Origin of the sequence: Alkalihalophilus lindianensis, from assembly GCF_032843265.1 — a bacterium.
Taxonomy (GTDB): domain Bacteria; phylum Bacillota; class Bacilli; order Bacillales; family Bacillaceae_D; genus Alkalihalophilus; species Alkalihalophilus lindianensis.
On sequence record NZ_JAWJBA010000108.1, the window covers coordinates 1 to 351 of the forward strand.

Here is a 351-nt window from a genome sequence, read left to right on the forward strand (position 1 = left end):
GAGCCGATTTTACGGGTCGATGCTCCTTTGGCGGAAGCGCAATTAATTGAGACCGCCTTGCTTAACATTGTGAATTACCAAACACTCATTGCCACAAAGGCTTCGCGCATCAAGCAGGTCGTAGGTCATGAGGTTGCGATTGAATTTGGGACAAGGCGGGCTCAGGAAATGGATGCAGCCGTATGCGGAACGAGGGCCGCATACCTTGGCGGGTTCGAGGCGACAAGTAATGTAAGAGCTGGTAAAATGTTTGGTATCCCTGTTTCCGGGACGCATGCCCATTCAATGGTTCAAGCCTATAAGGATGAATACACTGCCTTCCATAAATATGCTGAAACACACAAAGATTGT

The 351-nt window shown here is 48.7% G+C and carries 1 pseudogene; it reads left to right on the forward strand.

Going from position 1 to position 351, the window contains the following annotated elements:
* A pseudogene (locus RYX56_RS21515) lies at nt 1–351 on the forward strand (nicotinate phosphoribosyltransferase); the annotation flags it as partial.